This is a genomic window from Streptomyces sp. SAS_272 (genome assembly GCF_052543235.1).
This window is the reverse complement of the sequence record NZ_JBMNDR010000048.1, coordinates 1-21,875: the sequence shown is the minus strand read 5'-3', so window position 1 is coordinate 21,875 and position 21,875 is coordinate 1. Positions and strand designations below refer to the sequence as shown.

Sequence of the window (21,875 nt, the reverse complement as noted above, 5' to 3'; positions counted from 1 at the left end):
CACTGTATGCAAGCGTGCGGACAGGAGGCGAAGTTCCCGGACGACATACGCCGAGAGCGAGATCGCGTAGCCTGCGGGCAGCCGTGGACGAGGCGACTTCGCGGGCGGGGCCGAAGGGCCGACGCCGGGTCCTCGCCCGCCCTGTCAGTGCCACGGTCCACAATGGTCCGCGTCAGATCCCGTACCACGCCCCAGCAAGGAGCCGGCAGCGATGGCCCGCCGCAGCACGAAGACCCCGCCGCCCGACGACTCGTACGAGGAGCGGATCCTCGACATCGACGTCGTCGACGAGATGCAGGGCTCCTTCCTCGAGTACGCGTACTCGGTCATCTACTCCCGCGCCCTGCCGGACGCCCGTGACGGCCTGAAGCCGGTGCACCGCCGCATCGTCTACCAGATGAACGAGATGGGCCTGCGCCCGGAGCGCGGCTATGTGAAGTGCGCCCGTGTCGTCGGCGAGGTCATGGGCAAGCTGCACCCGCACGGCGACTCCTCGATCTACGACGCCCTGGTGCGCATGGCCCAGCCCTTCTCCATGCGCGTGCCGCTCATCGACGGCCACGGCAACTTCGGCTCCCTCGGCAATGACGACCCGCCGGCCGCCATGCGGTACACGGAGTGCCGCCAGGCCGCGGCGACGAGCCTGATGACGGAGTCGATCGACGAGGACACGGTCGACTTCGCGCCGAACTACGACGGGCAGGAGCAGGAACCCGTCGCGCTGCCCGCCGCCTTCCCGAACCTGCTGGTCAACGGCGCATCCGGGATCGCGGTCGGCATGGCCACGAACATGCCGCCGCACAATCTGGGCGAGGTCGTCGCGGCCGCCCGCCATCTGATCCGCTACCCCGGCGCGGATCTGGACGCCCTGATGAAGTTCGTCCCGGGTCCCGATCTGCCGACCGGCGGCCGGATCGTCGGCCTCTCCGGCATCCGGGACGCCTACGAGAGCGGCCGCGGCACGTTCAAGATCCGCGCCACGGTCGCGGTGGAGACGGTCACGGCCCGCCGCAAGGGCCTGGTCGTCACCGAACTGCCCTTCACGGTCGGCCCCGAGAAGGTCATCGCCAAGATCAAGGACCTGGTCGGCTCGAAGAAGATCCAGGGCATCGCCGACGTCAAGGACCTCACCGACCGGGCGCACGGTCTGCGCCTGGTCATCGAGATCAAGAACGGCTTCGTGCCGGAGGCGGTCCTGGAGCAGCTCTACAAGCTGACGCCGATGGAGGAGTCCTTCGGCATCAACAACGTGGCGCTGGTGGACGGCCAGCCGCTCACGCTGGGCCTGAAGGAGCTGCTGGAGGTCTACCTCGACCACCGGTTCAACGTCGTGCGCCGCCGCAGCGAGTTCCGCCGCACCAAGCGCCGTGACCGGCTGCACCTGGTGGAGGGCCTGCTGACAGCCCTCGTCGACATCGACGAGGTCATCCGGCTGATCCGCTCCAGCGACAACAGCGCGCAGGCGAAGGAGCGCCTGATGGAGCGCTTCGGCCTGTCGGAGATCCAGACCCAGTACATCCTGGACACTCCGCTGCGGCGCCTCACCAAGTACGACCGCATCGAGCTGGAGTCGGAGAAGGAGCGGCTCAACGGGGAGATCGCCGAGCTGACCCGGATCCTGGACTCGGACGCGGAGCTGCGCAAGCTGGTCTCCGCGGAACTCGCCAATGTGGCCAAGAAGTTCGGCACCGAACGGCGTACGGTCCTGCTGGAGTCGTCGGGCGCCACGGCCACCGCCGTGCCCCTCCAGGTGGCGGACGACCCGTGCCGCGTCCTGCTCTCTTCCACGGGCCTGTTGGCCCGCACGGCGAACGGCGATCCCTTCACGGCGAACGCCGAGGACGGGGACGACGGGGACGGCAAGCGCACCAAGCACGACGTGATCGTCTCGGCGGCGCCGGCCACCGCGCGCGGAGAGATCGGCGCGGTGACGTCCTCGGGCCGTCTGCTGCGGATCAACGTCGTCGACCTGCCCCAGCTTCCGGACACGGCGTCCGCGCCGAACCTGTCCGGCGGGGCCCCGCTGACGGAGTTCGTGTCCCTCGAGGGCGACGAGACGGTGGTCTGCCTGACCACGCTCGACGAGTCGTCCCCCGGGCTGGCCATCGGCACGGCGCAGGGCGTCGTCAAGCGGGTCGTGCCCGACTACCCGACGAACAAGGACGAGCTGGAGGTCATCGCCCTCAGGGACGGGGACCGGATCGTCGGCGCCGTCGAACTGCGCACCGGCGACGAGGACCTGGTCTTCATCACGGACGACGCCCAGCTGCTGCGTTTCCAGGCTTCCCAGGTGCGTCCGCAGGGCCGTCCGGCGGGCGGTATGGCGGGCGTCAAGCTCACCGAGGGCGCGAAGGTGATCTCGTTCACGGCCGTGGACCCGGCGGTGGAGGCCGTGGTGTTCACCATCGCCGGCTCCCGGGGAACGCTGGACGACTCCGTCCAGACGACCGCCAAGCTGACCCCCTTCGACCAGTATCCGCGCAAGGGCCGCGCCACCGGCGGTGTGCGCTGCCAGCGGTTCCTGAAGGGCGAGGACTGCCTGTCGCTGGCCTGGGCGGGCCCCGTCCCGGCCAAGGCGGCCCAGAAGAACGGTCTGCCGGCCGAGCTGCCGGAGATCGACCCGCGCCGCGACGGCTCCGGCGTGTCGCTGGCGAAGACGGTGAGCGTGGTGGCGGGACCGATCTAGAGCGCCTCGGAGAGGTCGTCGTCGGGGTTCTGGACGAAGCGCAGGACGCCCCACATCCCGTGTTCGTCGGCGTGGGGGGCGTCGCTGCGGCAGCCCTCGAGTTCCTTGCCGAGGACTGCGGTGTCGATGCCGGCGCCGATGAGCACGAGCTGGGTGAGGCGGGCGCCGGCGGTGGGCCAGGGTTCCGGATAGAAGCGCAGGAACGGCCCGACCGCGTGCACGGCGTAACGGTTGACCGGGTCGTGGGGGCCGAAGTCGACGTACCCCTTGATCCGGTAGAGACCTTCCGGCCTGCTGTCGAGGAACCGCATCAGCCGGCGCGGGTCGAGGGGGACCTCGGAGGCGAAGGACACACTGTCGTAGCCGGCGTGCAGGTGCCCGCCGTGCGCGCCCGCGCCGGTCTCGTGCGGCTCGGTGCCGTGGGCGTCGGCGTCGTCCGGCTCGGCGTCGTCCGGCTCGGCGTTGTACGGCCGGGCGTGCCGGTGCAGGTCGTCGAAGGACAGCTGCCCGATGCGCTCCTCGCTCGGCCGGCAGTCGAAGAGGAGCTCCGGGTCCACTCGGCCGTGGGTGGCCGGGACGACGGCGGCCCGGTCGGTGAGGCCGCGGACGAGCCCGAGGACGCGCTCGGGGTCGGGTGCGCGGTCGAGCTTGTTCACGACGACGAGGTCGGCGAGGGCGACATGCCGGTCGATCTCGGGGTGCTTGGCCCGGGTGTCGTCGAACTCGGCCGCGTCGACGACCTCGACGAGCCCGCCGTAAACGATGCCCGGGTGATCGCTGGCGAGCACCATGCGGACGAGTTCCTGCGGTTCGGCGAGGCCGCTGGCCTCGATCACGACGACGTCGATCCCGGTGCCGGGCCGGGCCAGCCGCTCGAGGTAGGCGTCCAGTTCGCCGGCGTCGACGGCACAGCACAGGCAGCCGTTGCCGAGCGAGACGGTGGAGTCGCCGAGTGCGCCGGCCACGGCCATGGCGTCGATCTCGATGGCGCCGAAGTCGTTGACGATCGCACCGATCCGGCTGCCTCCGCTGTGGTGCAGGAGATGGTTGAGCAGCGTCGTCTTCCCCGACCCCAGGAATCCGGCGAGGACGACGACCGGGATCTGCTGCGGACCGGGACTGTGTGCCACCGTGCGACCTTTCTGACACCTGCGCGTGCACCGGCTCACGGCTCCGGCGCACACACGCGGACTGACTGCGCGCCCAGGATACGAGCCGGGTGAATGCCCGCGAAGTGAACGATTGTCGGCAGCACGCGCGGGGCAGACGTCAGACAAGGCGCTCTGGCGTGCGACCCTCGCTTCCCTCCGTGCGCCTCCCCTCCGCCTCCCCCGCCGATCAGAGCCGCTCGGCACTCTGGGAGACGGCAAGCGCCGCCCACCGCTCGCCGGTCCCCGTCACGCCACCTGCACCCCGACGACCGGCGCACGGCCGCCTGATCCGGGGGTTGACATGGCCACACAGAAGTCACGGGCGCGGGGACTCGTCCCCGTCGCCGCGGCGGGCCTCGGCCTGGCCGCGGGCGCCCTCGCCGCACTGGCCGCTCAGCGGCACACCCTCGACGCGCTGCGTGTACGGCTCGAGCATCTCGAGACGGCGGCCCGGGACCAGCGCCACACCAACCTCGCCCATCAGCAGCGGTTGCACTGGGAGCTTCTGAGCAAGGCCATCGACAGTCCCGAACTGGCGGAGGTGCTGGACATCTTCGAGGCCCCGGCGTCTGCGCAACAACGACGGCAGTACCTCTTCGCGAACGCGCTCTACACGAACCTGCTGTTCTACTACCGCATCGGAAACCTCAGCCGTGAGGAGTTCCACGGCCGTATGCGGGGACTGCTCCAGAACCCGGTCGTGCGCGGGTACTGGTACGCGACGCAAGGCCAGCGGGCCACCCTTCCGGACGATTCGGACGAGGCGGGTCTGGGGCGCATGGTCGACGAACTCCTGCGTCGGCTCGAGGAAGCGGACATCGACGAGTGGTGGGTGGTGGGCGAGCCACCCCTCGACTGAGGGCGCGCGCCGGGAGCTTCACGCCGACGGGCGATAACAAACGGATGAAGTAGTGCGTTGTCCCAGGCGCGGCTGGGGTTGACTCACACGTGATCGCGTAGGGCGACCCCATAAGTCCGTCGTTCACGCCGCCGGATGACGAACGCGCCCCACAGGGCGGCCTTCGCGCCCCGCAGTCGCCGTGCGCGCACTCTTCAGCGAAGTTCACCCGTGAAAGCCAGAGGAACCAACAGTGAGTCAGATCATCCGTCGGATCGGTGTGCCCCCCTGCGAGCGGGGGAGCACGGGAGGCGGGAACTGCCCCGACATCTTCGAGTTGGCCGACGGGAGCTTCGCCGTGATCGGCCGGGACATGACCGACAAGCTCGACGGAGAACTGCCGTCCGACGCGTCCCGCGCCGACTACGAGCGCATCGTCGTCATCACCCGGGAGACGCTGGTGCGCGCCAAGTCCGACATCCCCGACGCGTGACAACGCCCTGGAGCTGATCCTCGTCCTCGACGCGCCTCGTCGGAACGGCGGGTCCGGTTGAGGAGCGCCCTGCGGTCCGGCACCTCTCGGTGCCGGACCTTCCGCGTCTTCGGGCCGCAGTGCTGGACTCCCGCCCCGCGCCGTCCCACCACCGTCAACGTTGATCGAATCAACCCGAGGAGATGTGGATACGGTGCCCCCATGCGTGATCAGGAACCCGGGCCCGGCCGCCCCGAACGACGGCTGAGCACCAAAGAGGCCGCCGAACTGCTCGGGGTGAAGCCCGAGACGGTGTACGCGTACGTCAGCCGCGGCCGGCTGGGCAGCCGGCGCGCCCCCGGGGGCCGGGGCAGCACCTTCGACGCCGGGGAGGTCGAGGCTCTCGCCCGGCGCAGCAGGCGCGAGGCCGACGGCGCCCCGAGGCCCGGGACGGAGCTGTCCGTACGCACCCGCCTCACGTCGATCGACGCCGACCGCTACTACTACCGCGGCGTCGACGCGGTCGAGCTCGCCCTCCGGCACTCCTACGAGGAGGTCGCCGAATGGCTGTGGACCGGGCGGCTGCGCCCGGGAGCCGCCTTCACGGCGCCGGCGGAGTCCGTCGAGGCCGCCGTCCGCGCCGTCGACGCGCTGCCGGAGCACACCGGCACGACCGACCGTCTGCGGGTCGCCGCGGTGGCGGCGGCAGCCGTGGACCCGCTGCGGTACGACCTGTCCGAGGAGGCCGTTCTCGGCACCGCGCGGACCCTGATCCCCACGTTCGTCGCCGCCCTGCCTCCGCGGCGGCACGACCGCCGCGTCGAGGGTTCGCTCGCCCGCCGCCTGTGGGGACGGCTCAGCGGACGCCCCGCCGAAGAGGCGCGGCTGCACGTCCTCGACACGGCGCTCGGCCTGCTGGCCGACCACGACCTGGCCGCCTCGACGCTCGCGGTGCGGGTCGCCGCCTCCGCCCGGGCGCACCCCTACGCGGCCGTCTCCGCGGGGCTGGGGGTGCTCGAAGGACCGCTGCACGGCGCCGCCGGCGGGCTCGCCCATCGCATGCTGCTGGAGGTGCTCGACCTCGGCAGCGCCGGACCCGTGATCGCGGAGGAACTGCGGGCCGGCCGCCGCATCCCCGGCCTCGGCCACCCGCTGTACAGCCGCGAGGACCCGCGCGCGCGTGCCCTGTTCGCGCTCCTGGAGGACATCCCCGAGGCGGCGCCCGCCCTCGACGCGGCCCGGGACATCGTCACCACTGCCGCCCGGCACGCGCCGCTGCACGCCAATGTGGACCTGGCCCTCGCCGTGTTCACCGTGTCCTGCGGCATGGAGCCCTCGGCCGGCGAGACGGTCTTCGCCGTGGCCCGTACGGCGGGCTGGATCGCCCATGCCCTGGAGGAGTACGGCGAACGCCCCCTGAGGATGCGCCCGAGCGGCCACTACGTGGGACCCGAACCGCCTCAGCCACTGCCGGCGGAGTAGGCCGGGCGCGCCCGCCCCGGGCCGCGACGACGGCCCGTGCGTCGTGCCGCCATGCCGCTCCGTCGGTCCGGGGTCGGCGCCCCGGCAACCCGCGCGGTGTCGCGCCGCGCACTCCGACAGCCCCCACCGGACCCGCGGTCGCCCGGGCGCGGGTCCGGGCGCCGGCCCGTCCGCGCGTCCCGCCCGTCCGGCCGTCCAGCCCGTCCGGCAGTCGTCTCGCGCCAACTCAGGTTAGGCTCACCTCTGTGAGTACGTGTGCAACCGTCTCGCGGGACCTCGACGAGCCCATCGCCGGAACCGCGGCCACGGCAACCACCTGGCTGCTCCTGGAACAGCCCGGTCCCTGGGGCGCCCGAGCACTGGTCTCGAGCCACCTGGACCCCGTTCTGGGGCGCGCCCTGGAAGCCGCCGCGCGGAACACGGGCGTGCGTGTCGCGCTCATCCGGCGGCCCGGTCGCCACGCGGACTTCGGCGCACCGGCCCGGCGACAGGTGTACGCGGCCCACACCGTTCCCGGACGGGTGTGGCTGCACGGCGCCACGACCCACGACCCGCGCCGGTTGCTGGACCTCGACTTCGCCGCGCTCGGCCGGGGCGACCACGACACGTTCGACAGTGTGCTGGGCGGCGCATCCCACACGGGCGACCCGCTCGCCCTCGTCTGCACCAACGGCAAACGGGACCGCTGCTGTGCGCTGCTCGGCCGTCCGCTGGCCGCGGAGCTCGCCGGATCAGGGGTGCGCGGAGCCTGGGAGGTCACTCATCTGGGCGGTCATCGCTTCTCCCCCACCCTGCTCGTCCTGCCGCACGGCTACGCGTACGGCCGGGCCGCGGCGCACACGGTCAAGGAGGTCCTGCGAGGCGTCCGGGAGGACCGGATCGTCATGGAGGGCTGCCGGGGCAGCTCGGCCTGGGAGCGGCCCGGCCAGGCGGCGGAGCTTGCGGTGCGCGCGGAGACCGGCGAGGACGCCGCCGAGGTGCTGAGCGTCGTGCACACGACCGGTGACGCACCCCGCTGGGAGGTGACGGTCGCGCACACGGACGGACGGCACTGGCTGGTCGTCGTGGCCCAGGGCGCCTCCCTGCCGCCGAGGCCGGAGAGCTGCGGCACGGCGGTCCTCGGTGCGCCCGCGCGGATGGACGTGGTGGCGGTACACGAACTGGCGGGCACGGCCTCGGCACGTTGACCTGCCTTACGGGACGGCCCGGCACGGGACGGGGCGGGGCGGGGCGGCTCAGCCCGGCACGGGGCGGGGCGGCATGGGCCGCCCCGCAGGCGCTCGGCCGAACCGTTTCCTCTTGAGCCGGTCAAGAGATCCACCTCACCCGCCCCTTCGGCTGCACGGGTCCGCCCACGTACCGTCTTGGGTATGAGCCCCACTCCCCCCGCCCGGCGGCTGCGCCTCGGAATGCCGCGGCGCATGTTCTCGCAGGTCCTGCTCATGCAGCTGGCGATCGCCGCGGGTGTCGTGGTGCTCGCGACCGGACTCTTCCTCGCTCCGCTCAGCAATCAGCTGGACGACCAGGCGATGCGCCGCGCCCTCGCCATCGCGCAGACGACCGCTGCGATGCCCCAGATCGCCGAGGATCTGCAGAGCACGCGGCCGTCGGTCGACGGCCCCGTACAGCGGGAGGCCGAACAGATCCGCAAGGCCAGCGGCGCCGAGTACGTCGTGGTGATGGACCGCCACGGCACGCGCTGGTCGCACACCGACCTCGATCAGATCGGCGGCCATGTCTCGACGGACCCGAGCCAGGCCCTGGCGGGCAAGGACGTCATGGAGATCGACAGCGGCACCCTGGGGCGCTCGGCCCGCGGCAAGGTCCCCCTGCGCGACGCCGACGGCGCCATCATCGGCGCGGTCTCGGTCGGCATCGAGTACGACAGCGTGCGCGCCCGGCTCATCCACGCCATCCCCGGTCTGTTCGCCTACGCCGGAGGTGCTCTCGCCGTCGGGGCGCTGGCCGCCTGGCTCATCTCCCGGCGGCTCCACCGGCAGACCCGCGACCTGGCCTTCTCGGACATCTCCGCGCTGCTCTCCGAGCGCGAGGCGATGCTGCACGGCATCCGGGAGGGTGTGGTGGCCCTGGACCGCGCCGGCCGCGTCCGGCTGCTCAACGACGAGGCCCAGCGTCTCCTCGGCATCGGGGACGAGACGGTGGGCATGCCGCCCGACGAGGCGCTCGGCGAGGGACGTACAGCCGACGTCCTGGCCGGCCGGGTGACCGGCACGGACCTGATCGCCGTACGCGGCCAGCGCGTCCTGGTCGTGAACCGGATGCCCACCGACGACGGCGGCGCCGTGGCGACCCTGCGCGACCGCACCGAGCTGGAACAACTCGGCCGGGAGCTCGACTCGACCCGCGGTCTCATCGACGCGCTGCGCGCCCAGGACCACGAGCACGCCAACCGCATGCACACCCTGCTCGGGCTGCTCGAACTCGAGATGTTCGAAGACGCCGTCGACTTCGTGGGGGAGGTGGTCGGCGACCACCGGGCCACCGCTGAACAGGTGACGGAGAAGATCGGGGACGCTCTGCTCGCCGCCCTGCTGGTCGGCAAGGCGACCGTCGCGGCCGAGCGGGGCGTCGCCCTGTGGGTCTCCGACCGGACCCGGCTGCCGGACCGGCTGATCGATCCGCGCGGGCTGGTCACGGTCGTCGGCAACCTCGTCGACAACGCGCTCGACGCCGTGGCGGGCACTCCGCACGCGCGCGTGGAGGTCGAGCTGCGGACGGAGGGCCGTACTGCGGTCCTGCGGGTGCGGGACACCGGGCCCGGCATCCCCGACGCACATCGTGAGTCGATCTTCACCGAGGGCTGGTCGACGAAGAAACCGCCTGCGCACGGCAAGCGCGGCATCGGGCTCTCGCTGGTGCGCAGGCTCGCCGAACGACAGGGCGGCAGCGCCACGGTCGGCGAGGCGGCCGGCGGGGGCGCCGAGTTCACCATCGTCCTGCCGGAGGCGCTGACCGAGCCGGATCCCGAACCCGTGCGGCCTCCCGAACCTCTGCGGCATCCGGAACCCGTGCCCGCCGCACAGGCGCTCGGCGCCGTCGAGGAGGAGACACGATGATCGAGGTACTGGTCGTGGACGACGACACCAGGGTGGCCCGGGTCAACGCCGCCTACGTCGAGAAGGTCCCGGGCTTCCACGTCGCCGGCGAGGCACACAGCGCCGCAGACGCGCTGCGCCAGATGGAGCTGCTGCCGCACCTGGATCTCGTCCTGCTGGATCACTATCTGCCGGACGACACGGGGCTGGAGGTCGTCCAGGAGATGCGCCGGCGCGGCCACCAGACAGACGTGATCATGGTGACCGCCGCGCGGGACGTCTCGACCGTGCAGGCCGCGATGCGCCAGGGCGCACTGCAGTACCTGGTGAAGCCGTTCGCCTTCGCCGGTCTGCGCGGCAAGCTGGAGGCGTACGCCGACCTGCGCCGCACGCTCGACGGCGGCGGCGAGGCCGAGCAGGCCGACGTCGACCGCATCTTCGGCGCGCTGTCCGCCCCCTCGGAGCCCGGTCTGCCCAAGGGGCACTCCCCCACCACCGCCGAACTCGTGCGGCAGTCCCTGATGAACGCCGAAGGGCCGCTGTCAGCCCAGGAGATCGCCGACCGGACGGGGGTGAGCCGGCAGACCGCCCAGCGCTATCTGAAGCTCCTGGAGCGCACGGGGAGGGCCCGGCTGACCCTGAAGTACGGCGACGCGGGCCGCCCGGAACACCGTTACGTGTGGGCGACCCGCGCCTGACGGGCAGGGTCCTCCGGACGAGGCCCGTCGGCTGCTGTGCCGTCAGCCCGTCGCCTTGGCGACGAACTCGGTCGTGTAGGTCTTGTCCAGGTCGACCTCGGCGTTCTTGATGGTCGGGTTGAACGCCTTGAGGACCTTCTCGACGGTCTCGGGCCCGTTCTGGGGCATCACACCGTCCACGGTGAACATGGGCAGCGTGTTCTTTATGGCCACCGAGTAGAGCAGCTTGTTGCCCTGCGAGTAGTCGGCCGGCATCTTCTCGGCGATCTCGGACGCACTGTGGGTGGACATCCACTTGAGCGTCTTGACGAATGCATTGGCCAGCTTCTGGACGGTGTCCTTGTGGTCGTTGACCCAGTCCGTCTGCATGTACAGGCTCGACGACGGGTACGGTCCGCCGAGCGCCTCCTCGGAGCCCTTCGGAGTGCGCATGTCGACGAGGATCTTGCCGGCCTTCTTGTCGAGGACGGTCGCCACGGTCGGGTCGGTGGTCATCCCGGCGTCGATGGAGCCCTGCTGGAGCGCCGCGATGAAGGTCGGTCCCGCGCCGACGGCGACCGGGGTGAAGTCGCTGACCTTCACGCCGTTCTTGACGGCGAGGTACTTGGTGAGGAAGTCGGTGGAGGAGCCGAGGCCCGTGACGCCGAGCTTCCTGCCCTTGAAGTCCTTGGGCGAGTCGATGTCGCCCTGCGCCTTGGCGGAGACGATCTCCACCTCGCCCGGTGCATGCGAGAACTGCACGACGGACTCCACGTCCTTCCCCTTCACCTGGAGGTCGAGGGTGTGGTCGTAGAAGCCGACGGCGCCCTGGACCTGGCCCGAGACGAGCGCGGTCTCGGCCTGCACCCCGGCCGGCTCGCTCAGCAGCTCGACATCGAGCCCTTCGGCGTCGAAGTAACCCAGCCGCTGGGTGAGCATGGCCGGCAGGTAGATGACCTTGTCCAGGCCGCCGACCATGATCTTGACGTTCGTCCCCTTGCCGTCCCCCTTGCTGCCGGAGCCGGTCGACGCGGTGCTCGCCGCGTCGTTGGCACAGGCGGTGAGTGAGGTGAGGGCGAGCAGGCCGGCGGCGGCCAGGGCCGAGTATCTGACGGTAGTGCGCATGGCGGGTTCACGTCCTTGTGAGAAGGCGGTGCCGAGGGTGCGGCGATGGGACGAAAGTCTCGGAGGATCGTTCAACGAGAGGCCGGCTGCAGGACCAAGCTCTCGGAGGGATCGTTCAACGAGGGGTCAGCTGTCGGAGCCGGCCGGCTTCCAGCGGAAGATGCGGCTCTCTGCGAAGGTCAGCAACCCTTCGGCGACCAGGGCGACGGCGGCGAGGATGACCATGGCGGCGTACACGCCGGCCGCGTTGAACGTGCCCTGCGACTGCGCGACAAGGAGGCCGATGCCCTTGGTCGCGCCGATGTACTCGCCGACGATGGCGCCGATGAGGGCGAAGCCGAAGCTGACATGCAGGCTGGTGAAGATCCAGGAGGTGGCGGACGGGATGACCACCTGAAGGGTCACCCTGCGGTCGCTCGCGCCGAGGATGCGGGCGTTGGCGACGAGGTTGCGGTCGACCTCGCGAGCGCCCTGGAAGGCGTTGAAGAAGACCGGGAAGAACACCAGGACGACGGCCGAGGCGACCTTGGAGGCCGGGCCGAGGCCGAACCAGATCACGAAGATCGGGGCCAGCACGATCCTCGGTATGGAGTTGAGCACCTTGATGTACGGACCGAGGACGTCGGCGAGGAAGGCGATCCGCCCGAGTGCGATCCCGCACACCACGCCCGCGGCCACACCGAAGACCCAGCCCAGCAGTGCCTCGTGGAGCGTGTACCAGATCTGCTCGCCCAGTGAACCGAGAGCGGTTCCGTGCGTTACCCAGGTGTAGATCTGGTCCCAGATCTTCGTGGGCATCGAAAAGTTGAACGGATCGATGACCTCGGCCCGGGAGAGCGCCTCCCACAGACCGAGCACCGCCACCAGGAGCAGTGCTCTCGAGGCCATCACGACGACCTTGCGCCTGCGTGCGGCGCGCGCGCGAGAGTGGGCGCGGTCCGGCGGCACCTTCGCCGTGTCGACGACCGGCGTGCTGAGAACGTCAGGCGACATGTGCGGCACCTCTTTCGCGGGTGATGCGGACCTCTTCGCCGAGGGACTCCCAGATCTCGCGGTAGATCTCGATGAACCGCGGCTCCAGGCGCACCGACTCGACCTTGCGCGGCCGCGGCAGGTCGATGTCGAAGACCTGCTTCACGGTGGCGGGACCGGCGGTCATCACGACGACCCTGTCGGCCAGCGCGATGGACTCCTCCAGGTCGTGGGTGACGAACACGACGGACGCGCCGGTGCCCTCCCACAGTTCGAGGAGCTCGTCCGACATCAGGGCCCTGGTCTGCACGTCGAGCGCCGAGAACGGCTCGTCCATGAGCAGGATCTCGGGGTCGTTGACGAAGGTCGCGGCAAGGGCGACGCGTTTGCGCTGGCCACCGGAGAGCTGATGCGGATAGCGGTCCTCGAAGGCGGCGAGTCCCACCCGGTCCAGCCACTCACGGGCCCTGCGTTTCGCCTCCGCCTTGGGCACACCGCGGAAACGGGGCCCGGCCATGACGTTGGACAGGACCGTACGCCACGGGAAGGTCGCGTCCTGCTGGAAGACGAAGCCGACCTTGTCGCCGACGCCGCTCACGGACCGACCGGTGACCAGCACCTCGCCCCGGGTGGGCTCTTCCAGCCCGCTGACCAGGGTCAATGTGGTCGATTTACCGCAGCCCGTCGGTCCGACGACGGCCACGAACTCACCGCGTGCGACGGTGAGGTCGAGGTCCCGCACCGCGGTGTGCGGGACCCCCGACGGGGTCCTGAAGACCTTGCTCGCACCCCGCAGCTCGATGGCGGGGCTGGTGTGTGCGCTCATGGCCGGGGACGGTAGAGGCGAGCGGCGGAGCTGGAGCAGCCTTCTGGGCGCATGCGCTTCTTTTGCTTGCAAGGACCTGTTGTGCTCGTTTAGAGCACGCTAGAACAACGAAGCCGAAACACGGGCACATCGCCCGCCTGGCCTTGACGGAGAGAGGCCCGATGATTGACGTCCTGGTGGTGGACGACGACTTCCGTGTCGCCGAGATCAACGCCAAATACGTGGGGAAGGTTCCCGGCTTCCGGGTCGCCGCCCGCGCGCACAGCGCCGCCCAGGGGCTCGCCTCGGTGCAGCGCGGAGGGATCGACCTTGTCCTGCTCGACCACTACCTTCCCGACGGAACCGGGCTGGAACTCGTCCACCGCATGAGGGAGCAGGGCCACGGCACGGACGTCATCATGATCACAGCGGCCGGCGACGTCGCGACGGTGCAGACCGCGATGCGGCTGGGCGCCCTGCACTACCTGGTCAAACCGTTCACCTTCGCGGCGCTGCGCACCCGCCTCGACTCGTACGCCGCCCTGCGCCGCACGGTGGACCGGGTCGGTGGCCAGGGGGTCGCCGGTCAGGACCAGGTGGACCGGATCTTCAGTGCGCTGCGCACCACGCCCGCGCCCCCGTCCCCCGGCCTGCCCAGCGGGCACTCGGAACCCACCACCGACCTGATCTGCGCAGTGCTGCACCGCGCCGACCATCCGCTCTCGGCCCACGAGGTCGCCGCCGAGACCGGCCTGAGCCGCTCCACCGCCCAGCGCTACCTGCGCCACCTCGAGCAGGCCGGCCGGCTGCACCTCTCCCTCAAGTACGGCGACACCGGCCGCCCCGAGCACCGGTACGCGTGGGTCGCTCCGTAGACCGGCCCGGGCCCTTGTGCTGCGGTACGACGGCGCACGGCACAGCTCCGGCCGCCTCGCTCCCCACGCCCGGTCGTTACGCCGCGCCCGCCCCGGTCAGCGACCGCACCTCGGCCTCCGCGTGCTTGGCCTCGTCCGCGACCTCGGCCGACGTGACCGTGCCCAGCCAGCCCGCCAGGAAGCCCAGCGGAATCGAGACCAGGCCGGGGTTCTCCAGCGGGAAGTACTGGAAGTCCACCGCCGGGAAGAGGGCCCCCGGGCTGCCCGACACCACCGGCGACAACACCACGAGCGCCAGGGCCGGAATCAGCCCGCCGTACACCGCCCACACGGCGCCCCGCGTGGTGAAGCCCCGCCAGAACAGCGAGTACAGCAGGACGGGCAGGTTCGCGGAGGCCGCGACGGCGAACGCGAGTCCGACCAGGAAGGCGACGTTGAGGTCACGGGCCAAGAGGCCGAGGGCGATCGCGACCGCTCCGACTCCGACGGCGGCGACCCGCGCCACGGCCACCTCGCTGCGGGGCCGGGAGCGCCGGCGACGCAGGGAGGCGTAGAGGTCGTGCGCCACCGACGCCGAGGAGGCCAGCGTGATCCCGGCGACGACCGCGAGGATCGTGGCGAAGGCGACGGCCGCCACCACGGCGAACAGGACGGTGCCGCCGGTTGAGTCGGGGCCGCCGCCCAGATCGAGGGCCAGCAGGGGCACCGCCGTGTTCCCGGACGCATTCGAGCCGCGGACCGCGTCCGGGCCGACGATCGCCGCCGCGCCGAAGCCCAGCACGATCGTCATCAGATAGAAGCCGCCGATGAGCCCGATCGACCAGACGACCGACCGCCGGGCGGCCTGCGCGGTCGGCACGGTGTAGAAGCGGGACAGGATGTGCGGCAGCCCCGCCGTGCCCAGCACCAGCGCGAGACCGAGGCTCATGAAGTCGAAGCGCGCCGTCCAGTCCCCGCCGTACTTCAGCCCGGGCGCCAGGAAGGCGTCGCCGTGCCCGCTGCGCTCGGCGGCCGTGCGCAGCAGCTGGTCGAAGTCGCCGTGGAAGCGCACGAGGACGAGCACGGTGAGTGTGACGGTGCCGCCCAGCAGCAGAACCGCCTTGACGATCTGGATCCACGTCGTGGCCCGCATCCCTCCCAGCGACACGTAGACGACCATGAGCGCACCCACTCCGATGACGGCCCAGGACCGGGCCGCCTCCCCCGTGTCTCCGAGGAGCAGCGCGACCAGGCTGCCCGCGCCGACCATCTGCGCCACCAGATAGAGAACGGACACGGTGACCGAGGAGGTTCCCGCCGCGATCCGGACCGGCCGCTCCCTCATCCGCGCCGCGACCACGTCGGCCAGGGTGAACCGGCCGCAGTTGCGCACCAGTTCGGCCACCAGGAACAGCACCACCAGCCAGGCCACGAGGAAGCCCACCGAGTACAGCAGGCCGTCGTAGCCGAAGAGCGCGATCAGTCCGGAGATTCCGAGGAAAGAAGCGGCCGACATGTAGTCGCCGGCGATGGCAAAACCATTCTCCATGGGGGAGAACAGCCGCCCGCCGGCGTAGAACTCCTCCGCAGAACCATGCCGGTTGCGGCTCACCCAGGTGGTGATCCCCAAGGTCACCGCGACGAAGACGCTGAACAGCATCAACGCGAGCGTCTGGTGGTTGCCGGTCACGACGCACCGCCGCGGGCTCCGCGGGTCAGTTCCTGGGTGTCCCAGCGCAGTTCGAGCGCCGCACGGTCGCGGCGCAGCCGTGCGTGCCGCGCGTAGGCCCAGGTGAGCAGGAACGTGCTCAGGAACTGTCCCAGCCCGGCGAGCAGCGCCACGTTCACCGCTCCCACCACCGGTCGCGCCATGAGTTCGGGCGCGGTCGTCGCCGTCACGACGTACGCCACGTACCAGACGAAGAACCCGACGGCGGCGGGCGCGACGAACCTCCGATACCGGCTGCGCACCTCCTGGAATGCCGGACTGCGCTGCACCTGGAGGTAGATCTCGGCTGTCGCCGCGGCACCGGTCGCGCGCGCCGCCGGAATCTGGGTCGGGGGCACGCTCACCGCGGCCGACTCGCCCCAGCCCGAGGCGAGCGCCTCGTACCACGGGTCGTCGTAGCGCACCTCTCCCGTCGCTTCCGGGTACGCCTGCTCCTGGCTTCGATGGGGCTCGCGCGCATGGGGCGTGGCGCCGCCGGTCTCGGGATCGTCCCCGCCGGTGCGGACGCAACCGTTGCTTGACTGCATGCCCAAGGATGGACAGAACGGGAAGATCCGTGACTCTTCTTCCCCGCACACTTCACTCCATCAGGTGACCATCAGGCCGATCCAGCTGCGGGCGGCCGCACCAGCCCTTTCCGGTACGCATAACTGACCGCCTGAGCACGGTCCTTGAGTCCCGTCTTGGAGAACATGTTGTTGATGTGCGTCTTCACCGTGGCGATGGACACGCTCAGCCTGCGGGCGATCTGCGGGTTGCTGAGGCCTTCGGCGATCAGCACCAGAACCTCCGCCTCCCGGCTGGTGAGCCCGTCGGGCGCGACGGCGGGCCCCGTCGGCTCGGGTTCGGGCGCCGACAGCCGCTCCAGCAGCCTGCGCTGGACACTCGGCGACAGGCCGGCGTCCCCGGACAGCACACTGCGCACGGCCCGCACGATCTCGTCCCCGCCGGCGTCCTTCGTGAGGTATCCCCGCGCTCCGGCCCTGAGCGCCGGGAACAGGGAGTCGTCGTCCGCGTACGTGGTGAGTACCACGACCTGGGTGCCGGGATACCTCTCCGTGATGCGCCGAGTCGCCTCCACACCGTCACAGCGGGGCATGCGCAGGTCCATCAGCACCACGTCGGGGGCGAGTTCGGCGACGAGCCGCACCGCTTCGTCGCCGTCTCCCGCGGCGCCCACGACCTCGACTCCCGGCAGCAGCCCGAGCAGCATCACGATGCCTTCTCTGACGACGGTCTGATCGTCCGCGACCACCACCCTGGCGGGCTTCTCCGGCTCCCCGGTCATACGGGCACCCTCAGCGTCACCACGAACCCTTCCTCGTGCGGCCCTGCGGTGAGCGAGCCGCCCAGCAGCTCGGCGCGCTCACGCATACCCAGCAGACCGTACCCGCCTCCGGCCTCGGCGAGTTCGCCCGGCGAGCCGCCCGAGTCCCGCACGTCCAGAGTGACTTCGTGCGGACGGTATTCGAGCCGCACGCTCACCTTCGCGCCCGGTGCGTGCTTGCGCACGTTCGTCAGCGCTTCCTGGGCGACCCTGCGCACGGCCTGGGAGGCCTCGACCGGCAGTGGTACGCGTTCGCCGGCGACCGTGACCTCGGCGCCGTCGGACGCGCCGACGAGGCCGGTGAGGAACTCCTCCAGCGGTGTCGTCTCACCGCGCAGCGCGGAGAGCGAATGCCGGGTCTCCTCGAGACCGTCGCGGGCCATGCCGCGTGCCGCCACCACCCGTTCGAGGATCTGTTCGCGGTCCGCGCCCCGCTCGATCAGCAGCCGGGCCGCCTCCAGGTGCACCAGCTGCGCCGAGAGACTGTGGGCGAGCACGTCGTGGATCTCCCGGGCGATGCGGGCCCGCTCCGCGAGCGCGGCGGACTCGGCCTCGGCCGCGCGGGCCGCCCGCTCCTGGGCGAGCAGGCGCTGTGCTGCGCCTCTGGCCTCGGCGTCGAGCCGCAGCGCGTAGCCGGCGAGGGCCATGCCCGCGATGACGGAGGCGGAGACCGTCCCCCGGTCGTCGTCGAACACGGCGAAGGCGGCGAAACCGACCGAGGCGACGGGCACGGCGGCGGCCAGGGGCAGCCGCTCCAGAGCCACGACGGCGCCGCCACAGCACAGGACCACGGCCGGAGATCGCAGTCCGGCGGCCTCGGCCCCGGCGGCCAGGAGCAGCAGCGCGAGGAGGAGGGCGAGGGAGGGCCACAGCCGGTGCTCCAGCGTGGTCCGGAACAGTGCCCACGCGAGCCCCCCGGCCACGAGCAGCCCGACCGCCCCGGCGACCCCGGCCCACCCGTGGACGCGGCTGTCGTGGAGGGCGCCCCACACCAGCGCGACGAGCACCAGCAGCCGCACTCCCCAGGCGAGCAGCCGCCTGGGCCGGGTGATCGCCTGGGGGCTCAGCGCCTCTCGCGACGGCCAGCGGGTCCAGACGTTCTCCGTCACACGCGCTCCTTCCTCGCGGACCGGGGCACGCGGTCACCGTAAGCCGTGACCTGCGCCGGGGCGGGCCTGAACAGGGTCTGCGCCCGCCGGGCCAGGAGCCCGGAGCGCACCAGCAGGGTGGCCGCGAGCCCCAGTATCAGGGCCGAACCGTGCTGGTGGACGCCCGTCAGCGCGCCGAGTCCGAAGAGGCCGAACCGCAGGGCGATGCCGGCGAGCCACACGGCCGCGCTCGCCTTCGTGCTCTTGCTCCACACCGAGCCGTCCGCCTCGACCCACATGCGGGTGGTCCGGGCCCAGGCGGCCCCCATGGCCAGGCCGACGATCAGTTCGGCGCCGAGGACCAGGACGGACGTGGTGGAGTGGCGAGCGTCGAGAAGGTCGGGCTCGCGCAGCGCGGCGATCGCCAGGATGCCGGGCAGGAGCCACCATCGCCGATCCGCTTCCACACGGCCGGCCCGGAACTGCCGAACGATCACGAGAACGATCACTGCCGCGATCGCCATCGCGTTGAGGAGTCCGGACATCACAGCCTCCGTGAGCGGAAAGGGGAGGCCGGCAGCCAGCGCTGCCGACGCCTTCGACGCTACGGAAACACGCCGGCCCGCAGATCGGAGCCAGGGTGGATCATGGGTGGAACCCTGCGGGCCGGGCTTCTCCACCTGAGGGTGGAGAAGCCCGGGTCAGCCCCGTGTTGGCGCTGCTCGAACCGGGTGCGTCCTCGCGGACGCGGGGGTCACGCGTCGATGCGCGACCGGTCCAGCGTCGCGGCCGAGCTGGAGATGAACTCCTTGCGCGGGGCCACGTCGTTGCCCATGAGCAGATCGAACACCTGCTCGGCCGAGTCGAGGTCGGAGAGGTTGATACGCCGCAGGGTGCGGTGACGCGGATCCATCGTGGTCTCGGCCAGCTGGTCGGCGTCCATCTCGCCGAGACCCTTGTAGCGCTGGATGGAGTCCTTGTACCGGACGCCCTTGCTCTGGAACTCCATCAGCTTGTCGCGCAGCTCACGGTCCGAGTACGTGTACACGTACTTGTCCTGGCCCTTCCTGGGCTGGACGAGCTCGATGCGGTGCAGCGGCGGAACCGCGGCGAACACCCGGCCGGCCTCGACCATGGGCCGCATGTAGCGGTGGAACAGCGTCAGGAGCAGGGTGCGGATGTGGGAACCGTCCACATCGGCGTCCGTCATCATGATGATCTTGCCGTAACGGGCCGCGTCGATGTCGAACGTCCGCCCGGAACCGGCCCCTATGACCTGGATGATCGCGCCGCACTCGGCGTTCTTGAGCATGTCCGTCACGGACGACTTCTGGACGTTGAGGATCTTGCCCCGGATCGGCAGCAGCGCCTGGAACTCGGAGTTCCGGGCGAGCTTCGCGGTGCCGAGCGCCGAGTCCCCCTCGACGATGAACAGTTCGCTGCGCTCGACGTCGTCGCTGCGGCAGTCGGCCAGCTTCGCGGGCAGCGACGAGGACTCCAGCGCCGTCTTGCGACGCTGCGCGTCCTTGTGCTGCCGGGCCGCGATGCGCGTCCGCGCGGCGGCCACCGCCTTCTCCATCACGACCCTGGCCTGTGCCGCGGCGTCGCGCTTGGTCGAGGTCAGGAACGCCTTGAGTTCGCGGGAGATCACGGTGTTCACGATGCGCCGCGCGGCCGAGGTGCCGAGGACCTCCTTCGTCTGACCCTCGAACTGGGGTTCGGCCAGACGTACCGTGACGACGGCGGTCAGGCCCTCCAGGGCGTCGTCCTTGACGATGTCGTCCTCGGCGACGCGCAGCAGTTTCTTGGCGCGCAGCACCTCGTTCATCGTCTTGGCGACGGCTTGCTCGAATCCGGCCACATGCGTGCCGCCCTTGGGCGTGGCGATGATGTTGACGAACGACCTGAGGTTCGTGTCATAGCCGGTGCCCCAGCGCAGCGCCACGTCGACCCCGAGCTCGCGGGTGACCTCGGTCGGCGTCATCTGCCCGTGCTCGTCCAGGACCGGCACCGTCTCCTTGAAGGTGCCCTGCCCGGTGAAGCGGAGGACGTCGCAGACCGGCTTGTCGGTGGCCAGGTACTCGCAGAACTCGCTGATGCCGCCGTCGAAGCGGAAGGACTCCTCACCCTTGCTGCCGCCGTCGCCGAGACCGTACTCGTCGCGGACGACGATGGTCAGGCCGGGGACCAGGAAGGCGGTCTGGCGGGCGCGGCCGTGCAGGTGCTCCAGGGAGAGCTTCGCGTCCTTGAGGAAGATCTGCCGGTCGGCCCAGTACCGCACGCGCGTGCCGGTGCGGTTCTTGGCGACCCGCTTGACCTTGCGCAGGCCTCCCGGTTCGAACTTGGCGTCGGGGCCGTCCGCGGCGAAGGCGCCGGGGACTCCGCGCCGGAAGCCGATCGCGTGCGTGTGGCCCCCTCGGTCCACCTCGACGTCGAGCCGGGCGGACAGGGCGTTGACGACGGAGGCGCCGACGCCGTGCAGACCGCCGGAGGCGGCGTAGGAACCGCCGCCGAACTTGCCGCCGGCGTGCAGCTTGGTCATGACGACCTCGACGCCGGACAGACCGGTCTTGGGCTCGACGTCGACGGGGATGCCCCGGCCGTTGTCACGGACCTCCACCGAGGCGTCGTCGTGGAGGATCACCTCGATGTGGTCGCAGTACCCGCCCAGGGCCTCATCGACGGAGTTGTCGATGATCTCCCACAGGCAGTGCATCAGGCCGCGACTGTCGGTCGAGCCGATGTACATGCCCGGGCGCTTCCGCACGGCCTCGAGGCCCTCGAGGACGAGCAGGTGCCGCGCGGTGTAGTTGGAACCGTCCCGGTCTGCTCCTGCCAGCAGCGCTGTGGACGGCACGGACGTTTCGGCGGTCACGCGGTTCGCTCCTCGCTGAATTTCACTTGGGGCCCTTCTGGGTAAGGGCGCGGCTCGGGTAGCCGCCAAGAGGGTACCGAGGCCTGGTAGAGCCGTTGTAACGCCACCCTCGCCCGAAACTCAGACTAGTCCAGCGTCGCATGCGTGTTCGATCCCTCGTTGGAGTGAAGTACATATCACGTTCCCTTCGGGGCATGAACCATTTAGGCTCCGGGCACGTCCTCATGAACAAACCGGCAAGCCAGCCGGGAGGATCGAACCACGACCGACAGTGCGAAACCGTAAGCATTACAGACCACGCAATACGGCACATTCGCCGCCAAACCGGCAGCAGACGGCCACCTCGGAAAGATTTTTTCGAGGACAAGCCACGAGCGGGAACGTTTTGGGGCTGGTTGGATGTTGACCCTGGTACGACAGCTCGTCGAGCTAGAGAAGAGGCGACGTGACTACTGTTCTGACCCCCGCGAGCCCGATGACGGCCGCTGACCGCTGCGACCGCTGCGGCGCCCAGGCGTACGTACGCGTCGTGCTGCTCAGCGGCGGAGAACTGCTCTTCTGCGCCCACCACGGCCGCAAGTTCGAGCCGGAACTCAAGAAGATCGCCGCTGAGATACAGGACGAGACGGAGCGACTGACTACCGTTCCGGCGTCCGCCCTGGAAGAAGAGCGCTGATCCGACGCGTCCACGACGAGCCAGAGTCGGCACAGGCCGGCGAACGGGCGGCCGCCCCTGAC

Annotated in this window: 19 protein-coding genes; 9 read left to right on the top strand and 10 right to left on the bottom strand. The window is 70.8% G+C overall.

What is annotated here, in order from left to right; genetic code table 11:
• Positions 1-211 precede the first annotated feature (211 nt).
• The gene (locus ACN6LD_RS25165) at positions 212-2,686 is read left to right on the top strand and encodes a DNA gyrase/topoisomerase IV subunit A (RefSeq protein WP_445044341.1); all 2,475 of its coding nucleotides are present in this window, start codon (positions 212-214) and stop codon (positions 2,684-2,686) included.
• Here the strand turns inward: ACN6LD_RS25165 and ACN6LD_RS25160 are convergent.
• A complete protein-coding gene (locus ACN6LD_RS25160) occupies positions 2,683-3,816 on the bottom strand; it encodes a CobW family GTP-binding protein (RefSeq protein WP_445044340.1) in 1,134 nt (377 codons plus the stop codon). The genes ACN6LD_RS25165 and ACN6LD_RS25160 overlap by 4 nt on opposite strands.
• A 322-nt stretch (positions 3,817-4,138) precedes the next feature.
• On the opposite strand from ACN6LD_RS25160, the gene ACN6LD_RS25155 reads away from it, so the two are divergent.
• The 6 genes from ACN6LD_RS25155 to ACN6LD_RS25130 all read left to right on the top strand — a co-directional run bounded on the left by ACN6LD_RS25155 (position 4,139) and on the right by ACN6LD_RS25130 (position 10,383).
• Positions 4,139-4,696, top strand: coding sequence for a DUF6082 family protein (locus ACN6LD_RS25155; RefSeq protein WP_319197714.1), 558 nt, complete (start codon positions 4,139-4,141; stop codon positions 4,694-4,696).
• A gap of 232 nt (positions 4,697-4,928) precedes the next feature.
• A complete protein-coding gene (locus ACN6LD_RS25150; RefSeq protein ID WP_319170094.1) occupies positions 4,929-5,168 on the top strand; it encodes a hypothetical protein in 240 nt (79 codons plus the stop codon).
• Between the two features lie 201 nt (positions 5,169-5,369).
• Positions 5,370-6,629: a citrate/2-methylcitrate synthase gene (locus ACN6LD_RS25145; RefSeq protein WP_445044339.1), complete on the top strand. Its 1,260-nt coding sequence runs from the start codon at positions 5,370-5,372 to the stop codon at positions 6,627-6,629.
• Positions 6,630-6,874: 245 nt separating this feature from the next.
• Positions 6,875-7,816 (top strand): sucrase ferredoxin, encoded by a 942-nt coding sequence (locus ACN6LD_RS25140; RefSeq protein WP_445044338.1) that lies wholly within the window; start codon positions 6,875-6,877, stop codon positions 7,814-7,816.
• A gap of 183 nt (positions 7,817-7,999) precedes the next feature.
• Entirely contained in the window at positions 8,000-9,706 is a 1,707-nt protein-coding gene (locus ACN6LD_RS25135; RefSeq protein ID WP_445044337.1) for a sensor histidine kinase, read from the top strand.
• Complete coding sequence (locus ACN6LD_RS25130) at positions 9,703-10,383, top strand: response regulator (RefSeq protein WP_319187312.1); 681 nt, start codon at positions 9,703-9,705, stop codon at positions 10,381-10,383. Before ACN6LD_RS25135 ends, ACN6LD_RS25130 begins: the two co-directional genes overlap by 4 nt.
• 42 nt (positions 10,384-10,425) lie before the next feature.
• On the opposite strand, the gene ACN6LD_RS25125 is transcribed toward ACN6LD_RS25130, so the two are convergent.
• The 3 genes from ACN6LD_RS25125 to ACN6LD_RS25115 all read right to left on the bottom strand — a co-directional run bounded on the left by ACN6LD_RS25125 (position 10,426) and on the right by ACN6LD_RS25115 (position 13,285).
• Complete coding sequence (locus ACN6LD_RS25125; protein ID WP_445044335.1) at positions 10,426-11,487, bottom strand: ABC transporter substrate-binding protein; 1,062 nt, start codon at positions 11,485-11,487, stop codon at positions 10,426-10,428.
• 126 nt (positions 11,488-11,613) lie between these two features.
• On the bottom strand, positions 11,614-12,480 hold the full coding sequence (locus ACN6LD_RS25120) for an ABC transporter permease (protein WP_445044334.1): 867 nt from the start codon (positions 12,478-12,480) through the stop codon (positions 11,614-11,616).
• A complete protein-coding gene (locus ACN6LD_RS25115) occupies positions 12,470-13,285 on the bottom strand; it encodes an ABC transporter ATP-binding protein (protein WP_319187307.1) in 816 nt (271 codons plus the stop codon). Before ACN6LD_RS25115 ends, ACN6LD_RS25120 begins: the two co-directional genes overlap by 11 nt.
• Positions 13,286-13,446: 161 nt before the next feature.
• Here ACN6LD_RS25115 and ACN6LD_RS25110 point away from each other — a divergent pair, with 161 nt between their 5' ends.
• On the top strand, positions 13,447-14,139 hold the full coding sequence (locus ACN6LD_RS25110) for a response regulator (protein ID WP_319187305.1): 693 nt from the start codon (positions 13,447-13,449) through the stop codon (positions 14,137-14,139).
• A 76-nt stretch (positions 14,140-14,215) separates the two neighbouring features.
• Here the strand turns inward: ACN6LD_RS25110 and ACN6LD_RS25105 are convergent, their stop codons facing one another.
• From ACN6LD_RS25105 to ACN6LD_RS25080, 6 genes are all read right to left on the bottom strand, one after another.
• Entirely contained in the window at positions 14,216-15,808 is a 1,593-nt protein-coding gene (locus tag ACN6LD_RS25105; protein WP_319187303.1) for a solute symporter family protein, read from the bottom strand.
• Positions 15,805-16,374, bottom strand: a complete 570-nt coding sequence (locus tag ACN6LD_RS25100) for a DUF485 domain-containing protein (RefSeq protein ID WP_319187302.1) — start codon at positions 16,372-16,374, stop codon at positions 15,805-15,807. The genes ACN6LD_RS25105 and ACN6LD_RS25100 overlap by 4 nt, the downstream gene beginning before the upstream one ends.
• Before the next feature lie 71 nt (positions 16,375-16,445).
• On the bottom strand, positions 16,446-17,135 hold the full coding sequence (locus tag ACN6LD_RS25095) for a response regulator transcription factor (protein WP_319187301.1): 690 nt from the start codon (positions 17,133-17,135) through the stop codon (positions 16,446-16,448).
• Positions 17,132-18,283, bottom strand: a complete 1,152-nt coding sequence (locus ACN6LD_RS25090) for a sensor histidine kinase (protein ID WP_445044333.1) — start codon at positions 18,281-18,283, stop codon at positions 17,132-17,134. Before ACN6LD_RS25090 ends, ACN6LD_RS25095 begins: the two co-directional genes overlap by 4 nt.
• A complete protein-coding gene (locus tag ACN6LD_RS25085) occupies positions 18,280-18,807 on the bottom strand; it encodes a DUF1453 domain-containing protein (protein WP_445044332.1) in 528 nt (175 codons plus the stop codon). The genes ACN6LD_RS25090 and ACN6LD_RS25085 overlap by 4 nt, the downstream gene beginning before the upstream one ends.
• Before the next feature lie 209 nt (positions 18,808-19,016).
• Positions 19,017-21,137, bottom strand: coding sequence for a DNA gyrase/topoisomerase IV subunit B (locus tag ACN6LD_RS25080; protein ID WP_319187296.1), 2,121 nt, complete (start codon positions 21,135-21,137; stop codon positions 19,017-19,019).
• Between the two features lie 445 nt (positions 21,138-21,582).
• Between ACN6LD_RS25080 and ACN6LD_RS25075 the strand changes: the two genes are divergently transcribed.
• Positions 21,583-21,813: a DUF7455 domain-containing protein gene (locus ACN6LD_RS25075; protein ID WP_057575406.1), complete on the top strand. Its 231-nt coding sequence runs from the start codon at positions 21,583-21,585 to the stop codon at positions 21,811-21,813.
• Positions 21,814-21,875 lie beyond the last annotated feature (62 nt).